Genomic DNA, 25518 nt, shown 5'->3' on the forward strand with positions numbered 1-25518 from the left:
ACGGAGGGGAAATTTGGAACTGTAGGAGCGGGAGCGTCCGCCTTTGTCTGCGGATTTCCACCGCGAACAGCGGGACAAATCAAGAAATCTGCAGACAACAGCGGCCGGAAGTCCAAATGTTCACCGCAGTGACGGTTAGGCTTCAAATTTCACTTGAGTCTACTATTAATGAAGAGAAACGGAGAAATCATATGAGTACAATGGTTAGAATGGGGATCGATGTGGGGGGAACCCATACCAAGGCAGTTGCGATTGACAACGCCACACATGAGATTATCGGCAAATCTTCCGTGAAGACGACGCATGACCATGCCACAGGCGTAGCCGCAGGCGTGGTGAAATGCTTCCAGAATTGCCTGGAGGAGAACAATATCCGTCCGGAGGACGTAGTGTTCGTGGCCCACAGTACCACGCAGGCAACGAATGCGCTGATCGAGGGCGATATTGCCCAGGTGGGCATCATTGGCCTGGCGAAGGGCGGTCTGGAAGGCTGGCTCGCCAAGCGTCAGACCCGGCTTCAGAATATTGACCTGGGCAACGGCAAGGAGATCAAGATCTACAATAGCTTTCTTAATGTTAAAAAAATGTCCGAAGCCTCCGTGATGGCGGTCATCGATGAACTTAAGCAGCAGGGGGCACAGGTGATTGTGCCTTCGATGGCTTTTGGCGTAGATAACGGGCGTCCCGAGGAAGTGGTCTATATAGAAGCAGAGAAAAAAGGCATGCCGACCACCATGGCCTCCGACATCACCAAATTATACGGGCTGACCCGCAGAACGCGGACGGCGGCGATTAATGCAAGCATTCTGCCGAAGATGCTGGATACCGCCAATTCCACAGAGAAGTCTGTGCGGGAGGCCGGGGTCCATGTTCCGCTGATGATTATGAGAGGCGACGGCGGCGTCATGGAGATCAGTGAGATGAAGAAACGGCCTGTGCTGACGATGCTGTCGGGACCGGCGGCTTCAGTCATGGGCTCACTGATGTATCTGAGAGCGTCGAACGGGGTGTACTTCGAGGTCGGCGGCACGACTACCAATATCGGTGTGATCAAAAACGGCCGCCCGGCCATCGACTATTCCATCGTCGGCGGTCATCCGACCTATGTCAATTCCCTGGATGTACGGGTGCTCGGCGTGGCCGGCGGGTCCATGATCCGGGCGAACAAGAGCGGAGTGGTCGATGTCGGACCAAGATCGGCGCATATCGGCGGTCTGGATTATTCGGTATTCACCGATCCGGATCAGATCAAGGGAGCGCAGGTCGAATTCTTTTCTCCGAAGCCGGGTGATCCTGCTGATTATGTGGCCATCCGGCTGGAGAACGGGGAGCGGGTGACGATCACGAACTCCTGCGCGGCGAATGTGCTGGGACTGGTGAAGCCGGAGCATTTCTCCTACGGGAATGTGGAAGCGGCCAGAAGGGCGATACAGGCACTGGCGGATTATTGCGGAACAACGGTAGAGGATATCGCCAAGCAGATTATGGAGAAGGCCTATGCCAAGATCGAGCCGATCATTCTGGCGCTGGCTGAGAAATACAAGCTGGAGAAGGATCAGATCTCCCTCGTCGGCGTGGGCGGCGGAGCGGCTTCGCTGATCGTCTATTTTTCGGAGAAAATGGGTCTGAAATACAGCATCCCCGAGAATGCCGAGGTTATCTCTTCGATCGGAGTTGCCTTGTCGATGGTCCGCGATGTGGTGGAACGGATTATTCCGTCCCCGTCCAAGGAAGTGATTGCCGCCCTGAAGATGGAAGCCTTGAACAAGGCCATCCAGAGCGGAGCGACCCCGGAGAGCATCGAAATTCATATCGATATAGATCCGCAGACCTCCAAGGTGACAGCGATCGCTACCGGTTCTACCGAGGTGAAGACGACCGAACTGCTGAAGGAATGTGATGAGGCGGAGCTGCGGGAGCTGGCTGCCCAGGATATGCGCATCCCTGTAGAGCGGACGGAGCTGCTGCAGAAGACTAGATATGTTAGTATTTTCGGCGAGAAAATGGATAAAGCCGGTGAAGCCGGCGCGGTTCGCATCCTGGACACCAAGGGCTTCATCAAGGTGCAGAGAGGCCGGGCCATGGCGCTGAAGACAACAGCCGGGGACTATCTCAGCGCGGTTAAGCAACTTTGGGAGGCAATGGCCGTCTACCAGACTGAGCTGATTGCAAGACCTGACTTCTACCTGTGTATCGGCGCAAGGGTGATGGACTTTACCGCCTCAGACTTCGAGCAGCTGGAGCTGCTGATGGACATTGAGATATCCACGTTCGAGCCGGACACGGAGGTTATTGTCGTGGCGGCCAATATCAAGCAGAGCTAAGAGCTGCGCGGAAGAGCGTGTAGACAGGAGGACGTATGCAAGTACAGACGAAGCTGGGAGAGCTGTTGAATCCATTGCTGGAGGTTGACGATGAGGCTTGGGGAATGTATGCCTTCAGGAGAGACATCCTGAACCGGCGTATTCCGCCGGAGACGAAGCGGGAAATGCTGAAGCAGGCCAGAGCCTGCGGCACCGAATATGCACAGCGGATGATGCTTGAATATGGGACCTGTGATGTCCGGGTGCTTGCTGAACGTATGAACCTGAAGCTGGAATTCAAGGATGCGCTCATGACCGGCAAGCGTGTGCTGTTCGCTTCCTATACCCCTCCCGACCGGATCGAAATCATGGAAGAACCCTTGCACAGAGCGGCAGAACAGGTGCGGGAGGCGGGTCCAGGTCTAGTTGAACTTTTTCCGCAAGCTGGTATAATGAATACTATCCTTGGCCACGAAATTTATCATTTTGTAGAAGACCGGTTTGCACAGGAAATATACACCCGGACCGAGCGCATTCTGCTGTGGAAGCTACTGGGCCTGAAGAATTATTCTACAATACGCACCTTAAGTGAAGTTGGAGCCATGGCTTTTACACAGGAGCTGAACAGACTGCGGTACTCGCCGTTTATTCTGGATGTTCTGTTGTATTATGCCTACGATTCAGCCAGTGCGGAGACAATAACCCGTGATGTACTAGGAGTGAGTTCAGGGAAGGTGTAGGGAAGCCGTTGAAGATTATGAATAACAGCAATTCACTGAATGATGTAACTTACAATAGAATAAAAGAAGACATCATGAATATGACGCTCGAGCCAGGAATGGATGTCAGTGTGCAGAAGCTGTCTGAACGCTATGGCGTCAGCCGCACACCAGTGCGGGAAGCAGTGGTCCGTCTTCAACAGTCAGGACTGGTGGAAATATATCCTCAGCGCAAAACGGTAGTCTCCAAGATCGATCTGCAACGGGTCCGTGAGGAGTGGTTCATCCGCACCTCGCTTGAATCTGCGGTGATCGATGAGTTCATCCGTAAGTGCAGCGAGCTGGTAGCAGATACGATGCAGGAACTGATTAATAAGCAGAAGAAATATATGGACAAGAAATACTTCAGAGAATTCTATATTAAGGACAACCGGTTCCATCAGCTGATCTTCCAGACGGCCGGGGAAGAATTGTCCTGGTTCACCATTGAAGAGGTAGCATCCCATTATAACCGTATCCGTCTGCTCTACGGGAAGATGGAAGGGGTGCAGCCGTCCGACATCGATAAGCATGTGAAGATGGTAGCGGCTACCCGCAAGCGGGATGTGGAAGGGATGCGCAAGGTCGTGATGGAGCATTCCAATACACTGCTGGACCGGGTCCAGAGCATGTCGGGGCAATACCCGCAATTCTTCTGATCATACAAATGACAAGCTTAAAGGCGTATACTGAAGTCTTCTCCGCATGGAGCAGAACTTCCGGTATACGCCTTTTGTTGCGAAAGCACTAAGCTGTCTCTACTTGTGCAGGGCCTTTGCAACAATAGCTATTGCAGCTTGAGCCGCCGGTAATATAGCCAGGTTCGGCCCGCGAACGAGCCGAAGAGCAGAATGGAAAGGAACATAATTGAAGTGTTCCACGCCTGGGAAGCGGTAAATTCATCCCTCAGGATGCTATCTATGAAGGCCGACACATTCAGGCTGTAGAGCAGGATCATGGGCAGGAACAGCAGGGTATAGCTGATGGCGATTTTACGTGCGTGCTTCAGGCGGTGTAACGGATCGCTGTAGAGCTCCGGGTATTCGGCATGCTCCGGGTTCTCCCGGCTCCACAGGGTCCATTTCTGCAGAGAGAAGGGAGAACTGTAGAGTCTGGTCCAGCCTGCCTCCTGATGCAGCTCGAAATACCCTTCACCCGCAACGACCTGATAGTCAGCGTGATATTTCATACGGCGCGGACGGCCCTTGCTGAAATGGAACAACGTTCCTCCGAAGCCTACTTTATAGAGATTCCAGCCGTCCAGCTCCTTGTCCTCCAGCCATTGCTCCAGCCGGTCAGGGGCATACATCCAGCCTAACTTCATCCGCGCTATCGTAGTGCCGGCAGGCTTAGGCGTTGCGGGAGGCTTCTTCATGTCCGTGTGCCCTTGAAGAAGTTCCCTGTTGGCTGTCCGGAGCTTGATAAGCGAATAAATGGCAAGTACCAGCAGGAGTACTGCCAAGGCAGCGGCCGTCCAGGTTGCCGCCCACATTGGGCTAGGCTGAATGCGGATAGGAGCATCTTGATTGAAGGTGAGCCCTAGTACAAGCAGTGGAATAAGTGCAATGAGCAGCAAATACACCAGGATTCCCATGAAAAGATAGGAGAGGATGCGGTTCCGCCGCAGGATATCCTTGCGGGAAGGATAGACCTTAATCTGTCCCGACGGCTGAGTGTTCTCGAAGAGGCACCACTTTCCTTGCTGGAGCCGCTTGCCCCATCCCTCAGCGGCGAGGGAGGAAGCGATCGGGGAGCGGGAGTACGGCCCGTAAGCAATCTGATACGTCAAGCGGATAGGCTCACCCTTCCTGAAGGTAAAGCGCCTCAGCAGCAAGTTCCACTCCTCGATTAGCCATCCCTTGCCGGCCATATCGGCCAACCAGGCTTCTGTCCCCGGCAGATCGTAGCTCCAAAAGGGCCGAAATACAGTTCTCATTGAAATTCCTCCTCACTGGTGACGGCGTTGCGGTGAAGTTCCTTTAATCTGCCGATTTCTGCGCGCATGACTTCCTTCCCCAGCTCAGACACCTCGTACACCGTCTTTCTCTCTTCATCGGCAAATACGGTAATTAGCCCATCCTTATTCATCTTGGTCAAGGTTCCATACACCGTACCGGAGCCCAGCCGTAGCCGTCCTTCCGACAGATCATCCACATGCTTGATGATTCCGTATCCGTGGCGCGGCTTGGTTAAGGACAACAGAATATAGAAGGCCGTTTCGGTCATAGGGACGTACTTTTTTAGAACTTTTTGTGCTGCGGACATCGCGTTCACCTGTTTCGTCAATTCGTTGTGCCAAGTCATGGCTATAAAAGAATATGTCATGCTGTGACTATGTCACAACATGACTATATCACGGTACGACATATAAATCAACTTTAGGTGAGCAAGATGAGGTAGCAGAGTTACATTGGCGAAAGAAGCAGGGGCCGGCACAATGGCTGCCAGAGCTCAGGTACAAGCTGGGGCTGGGAACAGTAGACTGTCTGTAGATACTGGCTGAGTGGGGCCAGCTTGTCCTGGGCCAGCACCTCCTTGATCTCGGACGGCTTGACGGGAATATCCCGCCCGGATGCGGACATGAACTCTGCAAGGGGCAACAGCATCCTGCAGCTTTTGCGGTACGCCATCCGGTGCGGGAACCTGGGGGAGCTGCCGGAATCGTATTTGGATAATCTGATGCGGGTGTAGTGATCAGCCAGGACTCTGCGGGCATCAAGCTTTAGCACAGCGAAGACCTCGCCCGGCTCTCTGCGCGAATACATTGCAGCCATTGCGAGGCAATCGCGCCAGGTCGGCCACAGGAACACATGGCGGTCCAGGCAGCGGCGGAATTCCTCCGCCGTTGTGCCTGGGTCCATGGCTTCGGGGGTAATGCGCAGATGGGCATTCAGAATCGCGGCTTGCCCGGCGTAGCTTACCCGGTGCGCGACAGCCCGCCGCTCTCCGGCTGCATGGGCGGGACTCAGCACGGCAGAGGAATAGATGGTGTCAAAGGCAGCCATGGAGGGCAGATTCACTGCCCGGGTGAAATGATAGAAGGAGGTGCGGAGCGGGCTTTTGGTAATGGCGTCAATCAGTGAGGGATTCATGGGAGCTTTTGTCCTTTGAAGGAGCTGAAGGGCATACTCTTCACCTTACGGTTCAGCAGGACCGCATTGATCTCGCCTCCGGCCAGGATGATAAAAGAGCTGATATATAGCCAGATTAGCAGCACGGTTACACCCCCGAGACTGCCGTAGGTTTTGGAGAAATCACTGAATTGATTGACGTATACCGAGAACAGAATCGAGGTCGTAATCCAGCCGATGGTGGTGAACAACGCCCCAGGCATGACCTCCCGCAGCGCCAGTCTCCGGCTGGGAGCGATCCAGTACAGCAGGGTGAAGACGATGAACATCACGAGCAGTGGAACCAGGTATTGGAGCAGATCCCAGAGCTTTTGGAATCCATAGGGAAGATCAACCAGCAGGAAGACCTGCGTCTTGAGCCAGCTGCCAAGGACCAATAGCAGAATGCTGAGCAGTACGACGAACCCGATCGTCAAGGTAGCGAGCAGGGCGATCCCCCGGATTTTCCAGAACGCTCTGCTCTCGTCAATCTCGTAGGCACGGTTCAGCCCCTTGATGATGGCATTGATTCCTTTGGAGGCGGCCCACAGGGTAGCCAGCATCCCGAAGGACAACAGCGTCTGGCTGCGTCCGGCGGACACATCCTGCAGAATCTCTTCTATAATAGAGATGGCTTCGGCGGGCATGATCTGCTCCAGCTGCTGTATATTTTTCTCCAGTGAGATATTCGCATACCCGATCAGGGTCATGATGAAGATCAGAAAAGGAAACAGAGACAGGATTAAATAATAGGTCAGCTGCGCAGCGATGCCCTGGACATCATCGTCGTTGATTTTCACCCATAGCTGCTTGATGAACTTGAAAGTGCCTCTTGTACTGGCGGAAGTGCTGTTCATAAGACCCTCCTTCATGAATTCCCGGATAGACTGACGTGGTAGCCAAATCGTTCCATATATATGTATACCCGTTATAATATCCTTTAGTCCGCCGGGGTAGTTTTTATTGTATCATACCGGGATTAGTTGGATCTGAGGCAGGGAAAATTCAAGCAGGAATTTCCCTTGTATTATACTGGAAAACTCTTAGAATAGTAGGAAAGATAACAATATAAGAATATAAGGAGAGTGTATATGAAGCTGCTGCTGGAGGAGTATGAGGGAATCAGGCGCTGGATGTACCGCAATGCCCGTCCGCTGGACCTGGCGAGATGGAGATTTCACTTTGAGGGGGGCGGGTCTGCGCCGGTACTGGAAGCGCTGTCCGCCTATCAGAATGAGGATGGGGGCTTCGGCCATGCCCTGGAAGCGGACGCGTGGAATCCGAATTCCACGCCCATCCAGACCGCTACGGCGGTAGAGAGGCTGCTGGAGCTGGAATTTGCAGATAACGGGCATCCGCTGGTGCAGGGAATTCTGAAATACCTGGACAGCGGTGTGGATATGGATGGCCGCACATGGAAGAATGTCGTAGCTTCCAATAACGATTATCCTCATGCCCCCTGGTGGCATACAAGCTCGGACAGTACTTCCCACAGTATGTATAACCCGACAGCTATTCTGGCCGGATTCATTCTGAAGGCTGCTCCCAAGGATAGCGGGCTGTATGCCACCGGACTGGGGATTGCCCGTGAGCTGACGGAGCTTTTCCTGCATGACCCTGTGATTGAGATGCATCCGTTGAAATGCGTGGCCACCCTGCTGGAATGTATCGCTTGGGCAGAATTGCAGGAGGAGTTCCCTTACGCTGCACTAAGAGAAGCGCTCAAGGTGCAGAGTGTGCAGTTAATCAGCCGGGATGCGGGTGGATGGAACGGGTATAGCTGCAGGCCGTCTGTGTTCATCCATTCGCCGCATAGCCCTGAATATGCAGAGCTTGGCGGGCTGCTGCATCAGGAGCTGGATTATCTGCTGGAGACCCGGAACTCCGAAGGAATCTGGGACCTGACCTGGGGCTGGGCGGGGTATGAACGGGAATTTGCCGTCAGTGAGAACTGGTGGAAGGCGCATATTGTCATTGAGAACCTGCGGCTGCTGCGGGCTTTCGGGCGGATGGCGGAGCTGCCACAGGAACAATAGTTTACAGTTACAAAATAATGCAGCGCATGTAAGCCACAGCTCTCCGGATGGAGGGGCTGTGGCTTGATTTCGTGCCGGATACCCGCAATGGCTGCAGGCAGAGGCCGTTACTGTGCGCTGTCCGTCTGAACGAATTCCCGCTGATATATGGCCTGCACGTTCTTCAGAATGGTGCTGCCGTGCTCAGAGAATTTGAGCGGCGTGACCTGGTTCTTGTGCAGGAACACCCCAGACTTGCCGCTGTGTTCGCCGAGGGCCGCCTGATACAGCAAGCCTGCGCCGTGGGCTGGCGCCGGGAAAAACATGCGCGTAATCGGCCGCAGCCAGAAGGGGATGCCTGATTTTTTGCCGCTGCGAAGGGTGTTATTGCCTCCGGGATCCGCGCTGCGGATAAGGATGCCTTCTGCTGCAAGCTCAGAGGCCACCGCCTCCGTCCACAAGGACATGGCCCGCTTGGTGTCGGCATACGGGCCAGTCAGCATCTGAAATTTCGCCGGGCGCTCCAGCGAAGCCGGGTCGAAGCTGCGCTTCATCATAAAAGCGTTGGAGGACGTATTCACGACTGTGTGAAGTGTACCTTTCAGCAGGAGCGGCTTCAGCTCCATCGTAATGATATACGGGACCACCGTCTGCAGCTCATAATGCAGCTCGCGTCCTTGCTTGGACAAGAATAACTCGGGAAAGCTGCCCCCGGCATTGTTGAACAGGACGTCAATATACGCTTCGTGGCGGTTAATGTCCTGCAATGCACTCCGCAATTGGCCAAAATCGCTTAAATCCGCCTTATAAATTCGCAGCTGTCTGCTGCTGAGCGCCTGCCCGGTAAGCGGATCATCTTCAGCAAAAGCAGAGCGGATCAGCGAAATAACCTCCCAGCCTTCGTTCAGAAGTCTATGGGTCAGGGCCAGCCCGATGCCGTGATTGGCTCCGGTAATCAGCGCGGTGCGCGGGGGATGTGATCGTCTCATATTGGTTACTCCTTTACATGGAAAGTGGTGAATGGTGCTCATTGTATAACTTGGAGCCAAGTCCAAGTCAAGCGATAAAATGTGTCATTGACTTGGAGCCAGCTCCAAGTTATATAATAGAACGAAGGCACCATTAGACCAGTGAAACGGAGTGATTCTATGAGTCTGGCGGAAGCAGATCTCCAGCAGGGATATTCGATTAAGGAAACGGCGGAGCGGACGGGTATGTCTGAGGATACGATAAGGTATTACGAGAAGATCGGGCTGCTGCCCCGGGCGAAGCGCAAAGGGAACAGCCACCGCATCTATAGCGATTCGGACCTGAACCGGATGTTGCTGGTGACATGCCTCAAAAAAACAGGAATGTCGCTGGACGACATGCGGCCCTATCTGGATTTGTCTCTGGATGCAGACCTGTCTCAGTATCCTGAGCTCCACGTGATGATTCTGAATCACCGGCAGAAGATTATCGAGCAGATCGCATCGCTGCAGCAGATTGTTGATTTCATTGATGTCAAAATAGAGCAGGGAAATCTGGGCCCGCAGACCTGCGAGCTGACCGGAGACCGTAAGCAGATGCCAAGAGGACGTAAAGCCAAAGCTAAAGAGTGAGGGTTAATGCGAAGCGGAGAGATTAAATGCTGACAGGCCGCCCGTGCCGTATCCGCATCCCATTGTTAATAATTGCGTAAGCGCTCCGTACATATTTACCCTTCGTGAGCCAAACAATGAGTACAATTGTTCAATCACGAAGGAGGTGTTCCAGTATGAATACAAGCAATCACAGAGTGAATCGTGTCCTTCTGTATCCCTTGGCCGCAGCGGTGATTATGGCAGCGGCGCTGATCCCGTCTGCCCCGCTTGCCGTGTCTGCTGCACAGGCAGACACGGCACTTTCAACACCCGCACCTGCGGATAGCAGAGGGAGCAGCGCATCGGGCAACCGGACAGCCGGGAATCAGCAGGCGCTCAGCCGTGTGGCGGTCATTATCGATGATTTTGGCAACAGCATGCGCGGGACAGAGGAAATGTTCAAGCTGCCCGTCAAAATCACCGTCGCGGTCATGCCATTCCTGCGCTCCAGTGAGCAGGATGCCCGGCGCGCCCATGAGCTGGGCTTCGATGTGCTGGTCCATCTGCCGATGGAGCCGCGCCAGGGCAAGCCGGAATGGCTGGGGCCGGGGGCCGTGCTGACCAGCATGAATGACGCCGAGGTCCGCCAGCGGGTGGAGGCAGCGCTCGATAATGTCCCTTATGCGATTGGAATCAACAATCATATGGGCTCCAAGGTGACTGGAGATGAACGGGTCATGGGTATTGTGCTGGAGGTCTGCAAGGAGCGCGGTCTTTTCTTCGTAGACAGCCATACCAATTACCGTTCAGTCGCGGGACGGATGGCCCGGGAGCTGGGAATGCCGCCGGTGGAGAATCATATTTTCCTTGATGATGTGCATTCGGCAAGCCATGTGGCGAAGCAGATGAAGCTTGTGCAGGAGCGGGCCTTGAGTCAGAAGTTCTGCGTCACCATCGGTCATGTCGGCATCCAGGGCAAAGAGACCGCCGCGGGCATCCGCAGCGGCATTGCCGGAATGAAGGACAAGGTGCAATTCGTCGGCATCTCCGATCTGGTCCGTGAGGAATGGAAGTGGAATTCCCGGCTTACACTTCCATAAGGTAGGCAGCGATCCCGTTCGCAATGGCTTCGGCGATCTCTTCCTGGCCCTTCGGTGTACAGAGCTTCTCCCGGTCAGCCGGACTGCTGACAAATCCCGCCTCAACGATCACCGTTGTGGCGGTTATTTTGTTGAGCAGGTAGAAAGGCTTGCCCCGGACAGGATCATTCTTCATCCCGTAGAGCTGGTTGAGCTGATCCTGAATGGTCCGGGCCAGCAGGAAGCTGCGCCCTTCCTGGCGGTACAGGACGAGCGGACCATGCTTGGACGGGGATTTCGCCCAGTTAATGTGGATGCTGACCACGACATTGGCCGGAAGCGTCTCTGCCAGTTCCTTGCGCTGGGCCAGATCGCGTAAATGCCGGGATCTGTTCCTCAGCCACAGATTCTCATCGCTGGGCGCATAATCGCCGGTCCGGTTCAGAATCGTATCGAAGCCATCTGCACGCAGCAGGAGAAAGAGGCGGCGTGAGATGGCAAGGGTGATGTCCTTCTCCAGAATGCTGCCGTAGGAGGTTCCGCCGTCAATCCCCCCATGCCCGGCATCAATCAGAATGATCCGCTGGTCATGGCCGAGCATATGCTGGCGCTGTCCGGGCTGCTCTGCCTGCGGATTAGTGCGGGGTGCAGCCGCGTGAATCACTGCGGTGTCTCCTGCCGTTAACATGAGCAGAACGCTTGCTGCGGCTATGATCCGCTTAAGCCGCCGCCCGGATCTCAGCTCAGGCTGCTCTTTTGAAAGATGGGAATGTGTAGCCGTATGGGGCTCTAATGCTTCTGACTGTCTCAAGTGAATAACCTCCCTGCCGGAATAATCAACAGCTACTTGTACTTAATGACGGTTTATACAGGTGTAGTCTTGTTAGATTGTGCCTTAACGGCCTAACCTATACGAAGCTTCGGATTCCGGTTTAGAGATCGGAGGATTGGAGCACACTATAGGCATAAGGTCAAGGGGCGGGAGCCCGCCCCGGTACTCACCTGGGAGGTGTATGAGATGGCATCCGGCGGAGATGATCTGGTGAAGTATATTACGGAAAAGGTAGTCGTCTACATTGAGAACCCTCGCGCTGTCCATGCCCGGCGGAAGGCAGAGAAGCAGCCGTGGGCGGAAAAATGGTTCGGCACGCTGCCGCTCGCCTGGTCCGTGTGGCGCAGCAAATGGAGCCGGGGAGGGGAGCGTAAGGAGTAGCGCTTCAGCAGTGAGCGGGCGTTGAGAGGAATTCAGGTGTATAAATGCACCTGAATTCGGAGAAAGCGGACGCTGAGTAGAATTTAGGTGTATAAGCAAACAGCCTTCCCAAGTGGCGTCGTGCAGGCGGCACCCGGGAAGGCTGTTTCAGTATGGAGCAGGAATTCTGGCCAGTGCCAGTCTACCGGCTTGAGCCGGGCAGAACAGCCGAGCCCAGCGTGGCTCCCCCGGGCAGCTGCACCGGCAGCTTGTGGAAAGTGCCTGCCTTCTGAAGGGCGCTAAGCGGGAGATAGCGGATGCCACCGGGACCGGCGGCGGCATAGACTACGGCGGCTTCAGTGCTGCCTTGGTCCCGGGAAGCACCGGGCTTCAGCCAGCTCTGGCTGCCTGTAATCATGAATGGCGCGCCGAGCGTGTCGTTGTGCCCCGGGGACTGGAAGGCGAGACTGCCCCGCTCCTGAAGCAGAGCGCTCAGGCTTGCTCCGTTCAACGTCTTCAGCCCGGGTGCGGTCAGCCACAGCAGATCGGCATACGGGTCATCCTCTCCGCCGCTCCGCAGAGCGGGCTGGGGAGTGCGCGCCTGGCCCGGGCCGGAGGACAGCATGGCTGAGGCTTCCGGTGCAGCATTAAGAATAGGCTCAGCCTGGCTCTGACTCCAGGGCAGCGTCTCCAGAACGGTAGCATTCAGATACAACGTTCTGTTCTCCGTAGTGATTTTCCAGACAGGCAGCATTGGAGCATAGAGCGCCGTAACCCCGATGGCACCTGAAGAATTAGAGGGTATCAGTCCTTGCTGCACCAGATACTGGCGCAGTTCAGTCATACTGTAAGGGAGACCATCGGTTCCGGCTCCGTATTCGCTAAGCAGATAGCCGCCCTGATCCGCAGCGGAGATAATGAGATAGCCGATCCGTTGACCGCTGTGCATCACATTGACCAGCCAGCTGCGCGTTCCCGGACCAAGAGGGTAGACCTCCGTGCCGGCATCCTTCCATTCCTTAAAAGGAGCATCCGCCGAGAGCTGGCTAATCGTCTGCCGGGTGAAGGCCTGCAGCGTTTCCGGCGCTGGAATCGGCTTCATCTCCAGTCCCGGAAGAACTTCCTGCGTGACGGCCTGCATCACGGTCGTTCGGCTGGCTTGTGACGCTAGCGCCTGGGGAGAGGAGGCGCTAGCAGCCAGCAGAGTCAGTCCAAGAATCAGACAGAGGAGCATGCGGCCACGCCGCCGGGAGCCCTTCCGTCTTGCAGTGATATTCATAGGTTCAGTCACCTTTCCTGTATAGAGGGAATTTACGCTTCTTACTGTTCATTGTAGGGGACAAGCCCTGAAAAGGCTGTTGCTTGCTGTCGCGCCAGGCGGCGGGAGTTTCGCTGTTTTTTTGCCTGCTTTTAGCGGACCAGGTCGCATTCTATGTGCTGCGCAGATGAAACAATCCGTACGTAACGGCAGAAACTGCAATCTGCGGCTCGTATTGCCATGAGGTCTCCTGGCGGCGGCGGTTGTACTGCTCCTGGATAGCCAGGCGCTTCTCTTCTTCCGGTTCTTTCAGCAGCTCCGCGTAGTAGATGTCCACGATGCTAAGCTCCAGCTCCAATCGTTCGCGCGCTTCTTCCGCCCAGGTGTAATCCAGCAGCGCCAGCTTCGAGGTCAGATATCCCTCTAGCCGGTCGGCCCCATCCGTAATCCCCAGCTCGAACGGCTGGACATGAATGTTCTCCGGCAGCCGGGGCGTCAGCTCCTTGCCGGCCAGCCGGGCCTCGAAGTCCGGGACGATCAGCCCGGAGGTTAACGACACCGCGATGAAATGCAGCTCCTCCCGCTTCAGGTCACAGGTCATCTCGACCTTGTAGCAGACCGCCAGCCATGGCTCGTAGGCGGCCGAGAACAGCGTGGTCCGCTGTCTGAGGCCAGGGTCCTCGAACAGCTGGAGGCACCGGCCTTCGTCCCGTGCCGCCGACCAGATCTGCCGCAGGCGCTTGCTGCCGTAGGTCACATCCTCGCGGCGGATCATGCCCGGTCCGAGGCGCGGCAGCGCCGGAACGATGCCGAAGTACCGCGCGAGAATGCTGTCCTCCGGCGCAGCAGATACCCCGGGCGGCAGCGCAGCTCCCGGCGCCTGCGCTGCGCCGAGCGGCTCCGCAGCAGCTTCGGCCGCCGCCCCGGCCAGCCCCGGCGGCGCCCCCGCCCCTGCCGGGCGGCTGGCCCCGCCACGCGGGCGGGCCGCAGGCGCAGCGGCCTGCGCGGCCAGTTCATCGTACTTCTGCGGGTCGAAGACGAAGCTGAAGGAGAGGGTCTCGGGATCTACGCCGGTGCGCTCCACGAAGCCCCAATAATAAGGGCGGTCCGTCAGCATCCGGTCCGCGCGCGGGGAGAGCTTCACCGTCACATGCAGCGGTGAGGATTCCAATATGGTGCATTCAGTCGCTTCCAGATAATCCATGACCTGCTTGCGCACTTCTGTAGGCGTCAGCATCACTTAGGCACCCCGCTATCATCCAGCTTGGCGTGGGTCAATTCACTGAGCGAATCGCCGATAGTATCCAGCCCGCTGCGCAGCTCCTCGTCGCTGCCCGCTTCAAGAACGATTTTGTACAGGCTTTTCTCAAGCGAGCCCTTCTGCTCGAAGCGCTCCAGAATGACATCCAGCCCGCCGATGACCATCTCGAACATGTTGATTTTCTCATGCAGCAGGTGGAGGATATGCTCTTCAATGGTCCCTTCGGTGGAGAGGTTATAGATGACCACATCATTCTCCTGACCCAGCCGGTGGACCCGGCCTATCCGCTGCTCGACCCGCATAGGATTCCAGGGCAGATCGAAATTGATCATATGGTGGCAGAACTGCAGGTTAATCCCCTCGCCGCCGGCTTCGGTGGCAATCATCACCTGGGCGCGTCCGCGGAAGAGGTCCATCATCCAGTCTTTTTTGCCGCGGTTCATCCCGCCCGAGTACGTCACACATTGCAGTCCATGGTCACGGAAATACTGAAGCAGATACTCCTGCGTGGCCCGGTACTCCGTGAAGACGATTACCTTCTCGTTCATTTCACGGATTAACTCCATCGTCTTCTCCGCCTTCGTATTCGTCTTGACCGTACGGATCGTCTGGAGCAGCCCCATCATCCGCTCGCGCTTCGGCGAATCGGCCGGCAGCTTCTTGATCAGATTCACCAGCGTTACGAACACCGCATCCCGGCTGCTGCACACCTCACGTTGAAGGGTGACCAGGGAGAGCATACTGCTGAGATTACCGCCCGCTTCCTGATACTGTTCTTTGACAAAAGCGGTCACGCCGTCATACAGCGCCTTCTCCTCAGCGGAGAGGGTGAGGGGGATATTGCGCACCTTGCGCTTGGTGAAATTCACCGGGCCTTCGCCCCGGCGGTTGCGGATCATGACCTTGGACAGCTCGCCCCGAAGCTGGACTTCGTTCTTGGGCTGGCGCTTATCCACCACGAAATTGGTAGCAAAATCGCCCTGATTCCCCAGCTGGCCCGGCTTCAGCAGCGTGATCAGATTGAACAGCTCGCCGAGATCATTCTGCACGGGGGTGGCGGTGAGCAGCAGACAGTACTTTTTGCGGAGCTGCTGGACGAACAGATAATTCGTCGATTTCTTATTCTTCAGCTTATGGGCTTCGTCGATAATCAGCATGTCGTACTCCTGGCTCAGCAGCATTTCCTTATGCGGGTCACGCTTGGCCGTATCCATCGAGGCGACGACAATGTCATTGCCCCAGGAATAGGCTTTCTTTTGCGCTACGGCAGAGATTCCGAACTTCGTATTCAGCTCCCGCACCCATTGCAGGACAAGCGAGGCCGGCACCAGAATCAGAACCTTGCCCACCAGCCCGCGCACCAGATACTCCTTCAGCACCAGCCCGGCTTCGATGGTCTTGCCAAGTCCGACTTCATCGGCCAGAATCGCCCGTCCCGACATCTCGAACAGCACCTTGTGTGCCGTATCCAGCTGATGGGGAAGCGGAGACAGCCCGGACAGATGCTTCATACACTGCAGCTCATCGAAGCTGGTAACCAGGCCCGACTGCTCTCCCTGCACGGCAAGGCGGGATAACCGCCAGTCGCCCCACGGCCCCCCTTTATCCAGTCTCGATTCCAGATCATGCAGCCAGTTACGCTCAAAAGATAGAGGAACAGGCAGCAGCGGCGCAGAAGTTACCTTCTCTTGGGGCAGGGAATTGCGGAATAATTGCGTCATGTTGCAGCCTCCTCCGTCGCAGTTTTCATATCGAAATGCGTAGCAGTAGTATGCTCGTTTCAGAGAGATTTCATAACCAGAGGGGTATGGAATTCACAGAGGAACGCTGTAATCCGCCTTGAAAGCTTTCAGTTCCAGTGTCTGCAAAAAAGCGAGAAAGAGGGAGGAAATGAGCCTTTCTTTTCCCAATTTTCCGTTATTCCTGCCTGGGGCTGCTTTTTCAAAAAAGACCGCTATCCACAACATGTGGTATAGTTTAAAAGTTAACGCACACCATATATTGTTACAAAAGCATGAAATTTAGCTGGTATGCGGATTTTTTCGGCTGTTTGTTATTGACAAGAGGAGCTTCCGCCGGACAAGCAGGCTGCGGCTGCCCAGCCGCCGGAAGCATGACCTATTAATCCCCGGGAGGTTTTACTATTGAGTACAGTGGAACACAACAAGCGTCTAGAGGGTCTGAGCGAGAAAATATTCCTGGACCGTTATGCCTGGAAGGACGCGGACAGCAATAATGCCAGGGTAGGCGATGTAGTACTTGTCCTGACGAAGGATGATCCGAAGTTCCCAACCAAGGAGGTTGGCGAGATTGTAGAGCGTACAGGCCGGATGGTTACGGTAAAAACCCGCAGCGGCGAGCTGGTGCAGTCGGATGTGGAAAAGCTGACACTGAACATCGAGAAGACGCCGGAGGAGATGTGGGACCGTCTTGCGGCAGCGATGGCTTCTGTAGAGAAGACTCCTGAGCTTCAGGAGGAATGGACAGGCAAATTCCGCTCGATTCTGGATGACTGGAAGCTGGTTCCCGGCGGACGGATTGCGGCTGGGGCCGGAGCCAGCGAGGAGCTTACACTGTTCAACTGCTATGTGATTCCATCTCCCAAAGACAGCCGGGGCGGCATCATGGAGACACTCTCCGAGATGACCGAGATTATGGCCCGCGGCGGCGGGGTAGGCATCAATCTGTCCTCGCTGCGCCCGCGCCGTGCCATTGTCAGAGGGGTGAACGGTTCCTCCAGCGGCTCCGTGTCCTGGGGCGGCCTGTTCAGCTATACAACCGGACTGATTGAACAAGGCGGGAGCCGCCGCGGCGCGCTGATGCTGATGATCAACGACTGGCACCCGGATGTGCTGGACTTCATTACCGTGAAGCAGACGATGGGCCAGGTTACCAATGCCAATCTGTCGGTTTGCGTCAGCAATGGCTTCATGAAGGCCGTCAAGGAGGATCTGGACTGGGAGCTGGTCTTCCCGGATACCACCGATCCGGATTACGACACCCTCTGGGACGGCGATCTGGATAAATGGAAGTCCGACAACCGCCGCGTCATCCCTTACCGCACCGTCAGAGCACGCGATATCTGGCATACGATTATCGAATCGGCCTGGAAGTCCGCAGAACCGGGCGTTGTTTTCATGGAGTATTATAATCAGATGTCAAATAGCCACTATTTCAATCGGATTATATGTACTAATCCGTGCGGTGAACAAGGCCTGCCCGGCTGGGGCGTGTGCAACCTGTCCGCCGTCAATCTTTCCAAGTTCTACGATGCGGAGAACCACGATGTGGACTGGGCAGATCTGGCGACAACGACCCGTTATTCCGTGCGTTTTCTGGATAATGTTATCGACAAGACACCGTATCATTTCCCTGAAAATGAAGCCAACCAGAAGCTCGAACGCCGCGTAGGTCTCGGCACCATGGGTCTGGCTGAGCTGATGATCAAGCTGAATATCCGCTATGGCAGCCCGGAATCGCTGGAGTTCCTGGACAAGCTCTATGGCTTCATGGCCCGCGAGGCTTATCTGGCTTCCGCAGAGATTGCGGGCGAGAAGGGATCATTCCAGGCGTTTGACACCGATAAATACCTGCAGAGCGGCTTCATGCGCAATATCACCGAGGTCTATCCTGAAGTGGGCGAGTCGATCCGCAAGCATGGTATGCGTAACGTAACTGTGATCACCCAGGCGCCTACCGGCAGCACGGGAACCATGGTCGGCACCTCCACCGGGATCGAACCGTATTTCGCCTTCAAATATTTCCGTCAGAGCCGTCTTGGCTACGATGAGCAGTTCGTGCCTATCGCCCAGGAATGGCTGGAGGCCCATCCGGGAGAAGAGCTGCCGGAATACTTCGTCACATCAATGGATTTGTCCGCTAAGGATCATATCCGCGCTCAGGCCGCGATCCAGCGCTGGGTGGACAGCTCGATCTCGAAGACAGCGAACTGCCCGTCCGACTTCACAGTGGAAGAGACCGCCGAGCTGTATGAAATGGCCTTCGATCTGGGCTGCAAAGGCGTGACCATCTACCGTGATGGCAGCCGTGATGTACAGGTGCTGGAGACCAAGAAGAAGGAAGACAAGAAGGACGAACCGGCAACGGCTGCCAAGCCAGAGGTGATTAAGGAAACGGAAGCCGCTCCGTCAGCTCCGACAACTGTAGCCGCAGCGCCTGCCCACCAGGCAGCGGCCAGCGGAGTAGACAAGCAATACAAGAAGCGTCCGCAGGTGCTGCGCGGCGCGACCTATAAGATCAACACGCCGTTCGGCATGGCGTATATCACCATCAACGATCTTGATGGTATCCCGGCCGAAATTTTCCTGAATGTGGGCAAGGCTGGCTCTGACGTCTTCGCCATGGCGGAAGCCCTGGGCCGCGTCTGCTCGCTATTCCTGCGCTACGGAGATCACGGCGAGAAGGTCGGCCTGCTGATCAAGCACCTCAAGGGCATCGGCGGCTCCGGCGCCATCGGCTTCGGCGCTAACCGCGTCGAGTCCATCGCCGACGCCGTAGCCAAAGCCCTGGAGACCCATGTGCTGAACAACGCCCATGACGATCATATTCCTGCGCCAATCGCAGCTACGCTGGAGCTTGATTTCAACGAGGCGCTGAACGCCGAGCTGAAATCCACGGTTCCTGCGGTAGCTACCGATGATGGCCATGGAGGCCATGGTGTGCACAACCACGCTACCGCTTCGCGGGATCTCTGCCCTTCCTGCGGTAGTGCCTCGCTGATTAATATTGAGGGATGCAAGACCTGCGGGAACTGCGGGTATAGCCGGTGCGGGTGAGAGCGGACTTGAATTCCATGATTAATTTAAAATGTATATTTATACAACTTATTTAAGTTCTGAGTAATTAATGTTCAGTTCCGATGAGACTTTTATTTTCATCGGGACTGTTTTTATTTTTATGAGTTTTCGTTATCAGCTCGGAACATCATTTAAACAAATGTGCTTATCAATTTTCTATAGATGATTACTATTGTATAAGCCACCAAATAAGAAACGAGACTCCAACCAATGTTCCATCCGTTTCCATAATCGACTATCCCTACTGAAAATGCCCCGTACTCCATTATTGTGGTCAATAGGCTATAGAAGACTAAAAAAGTTAGTGTTGAATACTTTTTTGAATCGATACTATTTATCATAAAACCGATTATATTCATTAACATCGCAATGCTAGATACAATGGGTACATTCGTGATAAAAAGCGAAGGTTTTCTTTTTAGATAATGGATGCTGATAATCCAAGGTAATATGAATGCAATCAAAATATAAAAGTAAATATTTATAATCATAAGTCCCCCTCGATCAAATTCTTGAACCGAAAAGATCCCCTTTTCATAGTTATTTCCTTATGTGCTGCACCCATTCGTGCTAGGGGGTGCATATTGCGAATTTATACCGGGGATAATCAAAGGGAAGAAATAAAAATGAAGCGGTAGCTAATAAGGAATTCCTCCTTTGTACACAGGCTCCCCTGAGGCTTCCATGTGTATTCACCGCAAATTGCCTTTACTTTCTCCTTGGGTGACTATATAATTGCAATAATTGTATACGGAGTTAACCGGAGGAGCCTGCCAACAGCGGGCTCTTTTTGTGTTTTTTACCTGGAATAAATTTACTGCTGTGGAGGACTTGAAATGGAAATGAACAATGAGAGCATCATGGTGTGTGTGCATTATGGTCCGCACGGGCAAAGATTAATACAGCGGGGAGGGCAATTGGCCAGATTGCTCAATGCCCCGCTGATGGTACTCACTGTAGATGCATCCAGAGACAATGAATATAACCGGGAGAAGCAACAGTACTTGTCTGGCTGGGAGCATCAGACCAAGGAGGCTGGCGGACAATTTGTGATCCGCAAATGTAATGGCAAAAAAACGGTTGATGTGATTGTGGAGACTGCAAAGGATAACAAAATTACACAAATTGTACTCGGACAGTCAAGCCAAACGCTGTGGCAGGAGATTACACGGGGAAGCTTTATCAATGATCTGCTGGAGTGGGTAGGTCCGATCGATCTTCATATCGTTGCGGTACAGCGGTATCCGGAGCTGCTTGAGCAGTCCCATGAGCAAGGGTTCACTGCTTATCTGGTCAAAGAGGGCGACCGCCATATCCTTATGGATGAACCGGATGGGGATGAAGCCATGAAGGGGGTTTTCTTTCGTGAGCTCGATACAGATTTCAATACCGGCCTGTTCAAAATCGTCAGCAACGGTGAAGCACAATATTTGAGAATTGTACAGAACGAATGGGTGAAGCCCCGTTAAGAGGATTATACCAAAACTAGAAAGGGGGCTTAAGCCTTGCTGCATATGATTATCCTGCTTCCGTTTTTGCTGGCTGCGCTAATGCTGCTGCTGAAGCAAAATAAACGGTTTCACTTGGGCTGGATCGCTCTGCCCCTTCCCGTAGCTCTCTTTATTTATTTCCTGACGAGAATTCCAGCCATCCGGGCGGGAGAGCCTATTGTGAACAGTATCACCTGGATGCCATCCTTTGGGGTGAATATCTCGCTGGTACTGGATGGGCTCAGCTTGCTCTTTGTCCTGCTGATTACCGGAATGGGTGCCCTGGTTGTGCTTTATTCGATTTATTATCTCGATAAGCTCATGGAGGGGATCCGCCAGTTTTATATATACCTGCTCATGTTCATGGGAGCCATGTTAGGAGTGGTGCTGTCAGATAATCTGATGGTGCTGTACGGATTCTGGGAACTGACGAGCATATCTTCGTTCCTGCTTATTGCCTTCTGGCACCGCCGGGAAAGATCCTCCTATGGAGCAATGAAGTCCATGCTGATCACGGTGTTCGGCGGTCTGGCGATGCTTGCCGGATTCAATCTGCTATATGTAATGACCGGCACCTATAGTATCCGCGAGATTATTGCACAGGCAGGGACCTTAACAGAAAGTGGAATGTTTATTCCTTCCATGCTGCTTATTCTCCTGGGAGCCTTTACGAAATCTGCCCAATTTCCATTTCATATCTGGCTGCCTGATGCCATGGAAGCGCCGACTCCGGTCAGTGCGTATCTTCACTCGGCGACCATGGTTAAGGCAGGGATCTATCTGGTAGCGCGGCTCACCCCGCTGTATGCCGGACAATCCGAGTGGTTCTGGCTGGTCTCAGTCACAGGACTGGTAACTCTGATCTATGGGTCGTTCAAAGCTATCCGGCAAACCGATCTCAAGGCCTTACTTGCATACTCCACGATCAGTCAACTCGGCTTGATCATGTCTTTGCTTGGACTCGGGTCGGCGGCAGCCTTCTTTACCGGTACGGGGGATGCGGTTTTCTATACGATGGCTACTACAGCTGCGCTCTTTCATCTCATTAACCATGCTGTATTTAAAGGCAGTCTGTTTATGGTTGTGGGCATCATTGACCATGAGACGGGTACCCGTGATCTACGCAAGCTTGGAGGGCTTATGTCTCTCATGCCGGTCACCTTCTCTATCGCATTGATCGGGACATTCTCTATGGCCGGATTGCCGCCATTCAGCGGATTCCTCAGTAAAGAAATGTTCTTCACTTCTGTATTCAATATCCGGGAGTTTGACATCCTGAGCTCCGGATACTGGACACAGCTCTTTCCGGTGATTGCCTGGATTGCCAGTGTATTTACCTTTGTATACAGCATGATCTTTGTCTTCAAGACCTTCCGCGGCAAGCTGAGGGAAGACAAACTGGATAAAGTTCCGCATGAAGCTCCACTGGGTCTCTTACTGTCACCCGTGATTCTGATTTCACTTGCAGTAGTGTTCGCTTTCTTCCCTGATCTGGTCTCTGCCACGCTGATTGAACCGGCAATGTCTTCCATTCATCCGGGGCTACTCGCACCGGAAGAAGCCTTTGAGGTTTCTATTCATTTCTGGCATGGATGGACACCAGAAATCTTCATGACGCTCGGTGTTATAGCAGCAGGTACGCTGTTGTTTAGAATCTATACAAGGTTACGTGTTCTAGACCGTGAAGCTGGCGGAACCAATGCACTGAGCCGTATGTATGACTTCTCGTTAAGACTGCTCGAGAATGGTTCAAGACGCTTAACTGATACCTATATGACTGGTTCGGGCCGTCATTACCTGCTCTATATTTTCAGCTTTTTCATCATTTCCCTGCTCACAGTTCTGCTGCGGCAGCCGGGCATTAGCTTTGGCATGGATAAGTATGCCTCATTGTCTTTTTATGAAATGGCTGTTGTAGCAGCCATGCTGCTGGCTGCCTTTGCAGTTCCATTTGCCAAGTCACGTGTCAACGCGATTCTTTTCACCGGTGGTGTGGGGTATATGGTGACGCTGCTCTTCGTTCTTTTCCGGGCACCGGATCTTGCACTCACACAGATGATTATAGAGACCGTATCGGTCATTCTGTTCCTTCTTTGTTTCCGGTATTTACCGAAGCTGAAGAAGCAGAAGGAGCCTCTGCGCTTTAAGCTGCCCAATCTGGTTATTGCGGCTGGAGCTGGCATCACGATGACGTTGATTGCTCTGGCGGCTATGGGTACCAGTCCTTTTCAACCGATCTCCGAGTTTTTCTTGAAGGAAAGCTACAACCGGGCTGGCGGTAAAAATGTTGTCAACGTCATCCTGGTAGATTTCCGCGGGTTTGATACTTTGTTTGAAATCATGGTGCTTGGCATCGCCTCACTGGCCATTTATGGTCTGATTCATCTGAGAATGGAGACGGAATTGCCGCCGCTGGAGCCTGCAAAGAAAGAACTATTGCCGCTGCGCAGCAATGATGTGATTCTACAGACGATCTCCAAGGGGATTGTCCTTGTCATTCTGATATTCTCCCTGTATCTGTTCTTTGCCGGGCATAATCATCCGGGGGGAGGCTTTATCGGGGCTTTGATGGCTTCTGCTGCACTTATGCTCATTGCAATCGCATTTGGCATGGATCAGGTACGTAAGGTGCTCCCTGTGAATTACCGGCTGCTTACAGCTTCCGGGCTCATGCTGGCTATTCTGACAGCGTCAGGTTCATTCCTGTTTGATGTTCCTTTTCTAAGTCATACGTTCGGCCACTTCCAACTGCCTGTACTTGGGGATACGGAGCTGGCGACAGCCGTCCTGTTTGACCTTGGCGTATTCCTGGCCGTTGTCGGTGTGATGGTGACCATCATTTTATCGATCGGAGGGGAGAAGAAATGGAACTCGTAATGGCAGTAGCGGTCGGAATTCTTTTCATGATCGGTGTCTACCTGATTCTGTCCAAAAGCCTGCTGCGCATTGTGCTGGGAACCTCCTTGCTGACGCATGGAGTTCATCTGCTGCTGCTCACGATGGCCGGGCTCAAAAGGGGCGCAGCCCCTATACTAGGCAAGGCGGATACCTATGTTGATCCGCTGCCGCAGGCGCTGATTCTAACCTCCATTGTCATCAGCTTTGGGGTCACAGCCTTCTTTTTCGTACTCGCATACCGGTCATATCAGACGCGGGGTACTGATGAAATGGACAGCATTAAGGAGGTCAACGAATGAGCAATCTATTGGTGCTCCCGATTCTCATTCCGCTGGCTACGGCGGTCATCCTGATTTTTCTCAAAGAGAAGATCCGGCTTCAGCGCGTGATTAGTGCGCACAGCGGTCTGCTTAACATTCTGATTGCGGTGCTGCTGGTTACACGTGTCCATTCTGAGGGCATACAGACCCTGCAAATGGGGGGCTGGGCTCCCCCGTATGGCATTGTATTTGTGGGTGATATGTTTGCTGTATTGCTGGTAACGATGGCTTCGATCGTCAGTTTTGCGATTCTGTGCTACTCCTTCAGCAGTATTGGAGAGCAGCGGGAGCGGTTCTATTACTATACGTTCTTTCAGTTTTTGCTGGTCGGGGTATACGGTTCGTTTCTTACCGGAGATATTTTCAACCTGTTTGTCTTTTTTGAGGTCATGCTGATATCTTCTTATGCGCTCATCTCGCTCGGAGGGACCAAGCTTCAGCTAAGAGAAACGTCGAAATACCTGCTCATCAATATCGTATCCTCGACACTGTTTGTTGCTGCGGTAGCTTATCTCTATGCAGCGGTAGGAACACTCAACATGGCGCACCTGTCCCAGCGTATCGCTGAAGCGGGACAAGGCGGCGTGCTTAATGTGATTGCTGTTTTGTTCTTGATTGTATTTTCATTAAAGGCAGGGCTGTTCCTGTTCTTCTGGCTGCCAGGGTCATACAGTGCGCCTCCGGCGGCTGTCCGGGCATTGTTCGGTGCCCTGCTGACCAAAGTAGGACTCTATGCAATCATCCGTACCTTCACGTTGTTGTTCGTGAACGATCCCGGCTTCACTCATGACTGGATCGCCTGGATGGCTGCTGCTACCATGATCCTGGGCAGCCTGGGGGCAGTGGCTTATAGGGATATCCCGCGGATTCTGAATTATAACGTCATTATCAGCGTTGGATTTGTAGCCTTTGGGCTCGCTGCAGGGACTGCAGATTCAATGAATGGGGCAGTCTTTTATCTGCTGCACGATATGCTGGCCAAGGGACTTATGTTTATTCTGGGCGGGATGATTATATCCGCAGCCGGAACTGACCGGCTAGGCAGTATGGGCGGGATGATCCGAAAGTATCCGCTCCTCGGCTGGATGTTTTTCATTCTGGCGCTCGCCCTGGTGGGGATTCCGCCGCTTAGCGGTTTTGCCGGCAAAATTATGATCCTGCGTGGAGCGTTGTCCGAGGGGATGCTGACACTGTCTCTCATAGGTCTGGGGTCAAGCTTTATGGTGCTGTTCTCCCTGATCAAGGTATTCAGGCTGGCATTCTGGGGAAATGAACCCAAGGAAGAGCAGCCTAAGATAAGCATAAAGGCCGCTTCGGCTGTGGCTGCCGGACTGCTGCTGCTTGTATTTGCTATGGGGATCGGTGCGGAGTCTGTGTATACTTATGTATCGCAGGCTGGCGAGATTCTGGCTTCACCTGCCCTATATATTGAAGCCATAATGAAGGAGTAGAGGA

21 protein-coding genes are annotated in these 25518 nt (G+C 54.0%); 12 read left to right on the forward strand and 9 right to left on the reverse strand.

Going from position 1 to position 25518, the window contains the following annotated elements; all coding sequences use genetic code 11:
* Positions 1-191 precede the first annotated feature (191 nt).
* From MKY86_RS10080 to MKY86_RS10090, 3 genes are read left to right on the forward strand one after another with little or no spacing between them, the layout of a single operon-like run.
* Positions 192-2324, forward strand: coding sequence for a hydantoinase/oxoprolinase family protein (locus MKY86_RS10080; protein WP_076078477.1), 2133 nt, complete (start codon positions 192-194; stop codon positions 2322-2324).
* Between the two features lie 35 nt (positions 2325-2359).
* Complete coding sequence (locus MKY86_RS10085; protein WP_076078479.1) at positions 2360-3043, forward strand: hypothetical protein; 684 nt, start codon at positions 2360-2362, stop codon at positions 3041-3043.
* Between the two features lie 17 nt (positions 3044-3060).
* Positions 3061-3720, forward strand: a complete 660-nt coding sequence (locus MKY86_RS10090; protein WP_036725153.1) for a GntR family transcriptional regulator — start codon at positions 3061-3063, stop codon at positions 3718-3720.
* Between the two features lie 128 nt (positions 3721-3848).
* Here the strand turns inward: MKY86_RS10090 and MKY86_RS10095 are convergent, their stop codons facing one another.
* The 4 genes from MKY86_RS10095 to MKY86_RS10110 all read right to left on the reverse strand — a co-directional run bounded on the left by MKY86_RS10095 (position 3849) and on the right by MKY86_RS10110 (position 7028).
* Complete coding sequence (locus MKY86_RS10095) at positions 3849-4997, reverse strand: DUF2812 domain-containing protein (RefSeq protein ID WP_076078480.1); 1149 nt, start codon at positions 4995-4997, stop codon at positions 3849-3851.
* A complete protein-coding gene (locus MKY86_RS10100) occupies positions 4994-5287 on the reverse strand; it encodes a PadR family transcriptional regulator (protein ID WP_235191871.1) in 294 nt (97 codons plus the stop codon). The genes MKY86_RS10095 and MKY86_RS10100 overlap by 4 nt, the downstream gene beginning before the upstream one ends.
* 179 nt (positions 5288-5466) lie before the next feature.
* Positions 5467-6153, reverse strand: a complete 687-nt coding sequence (locus MKY86_RS10105; RefSeq protein ID WP_076078482.1) for a DUF7002 family protein — start codon at positions 6151-6153, stop codon at positions 5467-5469.
* Positions 6150-7028, reverse strand: a complete 879-nt coding sequence (locus tag MKY86_RS10110) for a YihY/virulence factor BrkB family protein (protein WP_076078483.1) — start codon at positions 7026-7028, stop codon at positions 6150-6152. Before MKY86_RS10110 ends, MKY86_RS10105 begins: the two co-directional genes overlap by 4 nt.
* A gap of 234 nt (positions 7029-7262) precedes the next feature.
* Between MKY86_RS10110 and MKY86_RS10115 the strand changes: the two genes are divergently transcribed.
* Entirely contained in the window at positions 7263-8207 is a 945-nt protein-coding gene (locus tag MKY86_RS10115; RefSeq protein ID WP_083684873.1) for a hypothetical protein, read from the forward strand.
* Between the two features lie 107 nt (positions 8208-8314).
* Here the strand turns inward: MKY86_RS10115 and MKY86_RS10120 are convergent, their stop codons facing one another.
* A complete protein-coding gene (locus tag MKY86_RS10120; protein WP_076078485.1) occupies positions 8315-9175 on the reverse strand; it encodes an SDR family NAD(P)-dependent oxidoreductase in 861 nt (286 codons plus the stop codon).
* 159 nt (positions 9176-9334) lie between these two features.
* On the opposite strand from MKY86_RS10120, the gene MKY86_RS10125 reads away from it, so the two are divergent.
* Both MKY86_RS10125 and MKY86_RS10130 read left to right on the forward strand, forming a co-directional pair.
* A complete protein-coding gene (locus tag MKY86_RS10125) occupies positions 9335-9787 on the forward strand; it encodes a MerR family transcriptional regulator (RefSeq protein WP_076078487.1) in 453 nt (150 codons plus the stop codon).
* A gap of 155 nt (positions 9788-9942) precedes the next feature.
* Positions 9943-10848, forward strand: coding sequence for a divergent polysaccharide deacetylase family protein (locus MKY86_RS10130; RefSeq protein ID WP_076078488.1), 906 nt, complete (start codon positions 9943-9945; stop codon positions 10846-10848).
* Here the strand turns inward: MKY86_RS10130 and MKY86_RS10135 are convergent.
* Entirely contained in the window at positions 10835-11638 is an 804-nt protein-coding gene (locus MKY86_RS10135; protein WP_340826812.1) for an N-acetylmuramoyl-L-alanine amidase family protein, read from the reverse strand. The genes MKY86_RS10130 and MKY86_RS10135 overlap by 14 nt on opposite strands.
* A gap of 207 nt (positions 11639-11845) precedes the next feature.
* On the opposite strand from MKY86_RS10135, the gene MKY86_RS10140 reads away from it, so the two are divergent.
* Positions 11846-12040 carry a YqzE family protein gene (locus MKY86_RS10140; protein ID WP_076078497.1) on the forward strand — a complete coding sequence of 65 codons (195 nt, stop codon included), beginning with the start codon at positions 11846-11848 and terminating at the stop codon, positions 12038-12040.
* Between the two features lie 181 nt (positions 12041-12221).
* Here MKY86_RS10140 and MKY86_RS10145 read toward each other — a convergent pair whose 3' ends face one another.
* From MKY86_RS10145 to MKY86_RS10155, 3 genes are all read right to left on the reverse strand, one after another.
* Entirely contained in the window at positions 12222-13298 is a 1077-nt protein-coding gene (locus MKY86_RS10145) for a hypothetical protein (RefSeq protein WP_076078499.1), read from the reverse strand.
* A gap of 151 nt (positions 13299-13449) precedes the next feature.
* Positions 13450-14514 carry a YqhG family protein gene (locus MKY86_RS10150; protein WP_445669897.1) on the reverse strand — a complete coding sequence of 355 codons (1065 nt, stop codon included), beginning with the start codon at positions 14512-14514 and terminating at the stop codon, positions 13450-13452.
* Entirely contained in the window at positions 14514-16259 is a 1746-nt protein-coding gene (locus tag MKY86_RS10155; RefSeq protein WP_036725050.1) for a DEAD/DEAH box helicase, read from the reverse strand. The genes MKY86_RS10150 and MKY86_RS10155 overlap by 1 nt, the downstream gene beginning before the upstream one ends.
* A 423-nt stretch (positions 16260-16682) precedes the next feature.
* Between MKY86_RS10155 and MKY86_RS10160 the strand changes: the two genes are divergently transcribed.
* The 5 genes from MKY86_RS10160 to MKY86_RS10180 all read left to right on the forward strand — a co-directional run bounded on the left by MKY86_RS10160 (position 16683) and on the right by MKY86_RS10180 (position 25514).
* The gene (locus MKY86_RS10160) at positions 16683-19334 is read left to right on the forward strand and encodes an adenosylcobalamin-dependent ribonucleoside-diphosphate reductase (protein ID WP_076073495.1); all 2652 of its coding nucleotides are present in this window, start codon (positions 16683-16685) and stop codon (positions 19332-19334) included.
* A gap of 857 nt (positions 19335-20191) precedes the next feature.
* Positions 20192-20824, forward strand: a complete 633-nt coding sequence (locus MKY86_RS10165; protein WP_083684255.1) for a universal stress protein — start codon at positions 20192-20194, stop codon at positions 20822-20824.
* A gap of 45 nt (positions 20825-20869) precedes the next feature.
* Positions 20870-23722, forward strand: a complete 2853-nt coding sequence (locus MKY86_RS10170) for a Na+/H+ antiporter subunit A (RefSeq protein ID WP_076074805.1) — start codon at positions 20870-20872, stop codon at positions 23720-23722.
* Positions 23710-24042, forward strand: a complete 333-nt coding sequence (locus tag MKY86_RS10175; RefSeq protein WP_076073499.1) for a Na(+)/H(+) antiporter subunit C — start codon at positions 23710-23712, stop codon at positions 24040-24042. Before MKY86_RS10170 ends, MKY86_RS10175 begins: the two co-directional genes overlap by 13 nt.
* The gene (locus tag MKY86_RS10180) at positions 24039-25514 is read left to right on the forward strand and encodes a Na+/H+ antiporter subunit D (protein WP_076073501.1); all 1476 of its coding nucleotides are present in this window, start codon (positions 24039-24041) and stop codon (positions 25512-25514) included. Before MKY86_RS10175 ends, MKY86_RS10180 begins: the two co-directional genes overlap by 4 nt.
* Positions 25515-25518 lie beyond the last annotated feature (4 nt).

The organism is Paenibacillus sp. FSL R7-0333 (assembly GCF_038000365.1).
Classification (GTDB): domain Bacteria; phylum Bacillota; class Bacilli; order Paenibacillales; family Paenibacillaceae; genus Paenibacillus_AQ; species Paenibacillus_AQ silagei.